The organism is Bradyrhizobium sp. 164 (assembly GCF_023073715.1).
GTDB lineage: Bacteria > Pseudomonadota > Alphaproteobacteria > Rhizobiales > Xanthobacteraceae > Bradyrhizobium.
Genome location: NZ_JADPKA010000054.1, coordinates 1 through 1,201, shown reverse-complemented (window position 1 = coordinate 1,201; position 1,201 = coordinate 1). Strand labels below are relative to the sequence as shown.

Genomic DNA, 1,201 nt, shown 5'->3' with positions numbered 1-1,201 from the left:
TTGAGCACCGGCGCCAGCATGTTGCGGAAGAACGCGGAATCGTCGACCAGCAGCACCGACTGCGAATGCAGCGACGGCTTCATCTCCTTGCGGGTGAACCAGTCGGCGAACGCCATCGGCAGGAAGTGGCCGACGTCGATCACCTCGGTGGCCTGGCCCTTGATCACGGCCGAGCCGAGAATGCCCGAGGAGGAGCCGCCGACCTCGATGTTGAGCCGTTCCTCGACGATGTCGATGATCTCGTCGACGACGAGGCCCATGGCGCGGCCGTCGTCGGCGAACACCAGGATCGGTTGGGCTCCCTGGCTCGCAACGGTGACGCCCTCCATGGCGACCAGCGGCATCAGCTGCTCGCGGTACTGCACCATGTAGCGGCCGTTGCTGAACTCGATCTTGTCGGCGGGCAGCTCCTCGAGGCGGGTGACGAGCCCGAGCGGGACCGCCTTGGGCTGGGACGAGCCGGCGCGGAACACCAGCAGCGAGGTGGTCTGCTCGCCCGCGCCGATGTGATGCGCCCCGTTCTCGTCGGCCATGTCATGGGCCGAGGAGCCGGCGGCGCCGAGCGCCTTGGCAATGCCGTTGGGATCGATGATCATGATGACGGCGCCATCGCCCAAAATGGTGTTGCCCGAGAACATGTCGATGTGACGCAGCTTGGTCGACATCGGCTTGACCACGATCTCTTCGGTGTGGAACACGCCGTCGACGACGATGCCGAAGGTCTGGCTGCCGACTTGGGTGACCACGATAAAACCGTTCTCGGGATCGGATGCGGCGCCGTCGTCGATCTTCAAGAGCTTCTTCAGATGGATCAGCGGCAAGAGCTTGTTGCGCAGGCGCAGCACCGCGGTGTCCTTGATGCGCTCGATGCGGTGCTCGGAATTGGCGCGGGCGCGCACCAGCTCGACCACCGAGAGCTGCGGAATGGCAAAGCGGTCGCCGGCGGCCTCGACGATCAGGGCCGAGACGATCGCCAAGGTCAGCGGGATCTTGATGGTGACGGAGGAGCCTTCGCCGGCCACGCTCTTGATGTCGATGGTGCCGCCGATCTGGTCGATATTGGTGCGCACCACGTCCATGCCGACGCCGCGGCCGGAGACCGAGGTGATGGCGGCCGCGGTCGAGAAGCCCGGCGCGAAGATGAACTTGTGGATCTGGGCTTCGCTCATCTTCTCGAGCTCGGCCTCGGTGACCAGCCCGC

At 65.4% G+C, this 1,201-nt stretch carries 1 protein-coding gene; it reads right to left on the bottom strand.

Annotated elements, in window-relative coordinates; all coding sequences use genetic code 11:
• On the bottom strand, nt 1-1,201 hold a 1,201-nt coding region (locus IVB01_RS19345; protein ID WP_247494750.1), incomplete at both ends, for a chemotaxis protein CheW.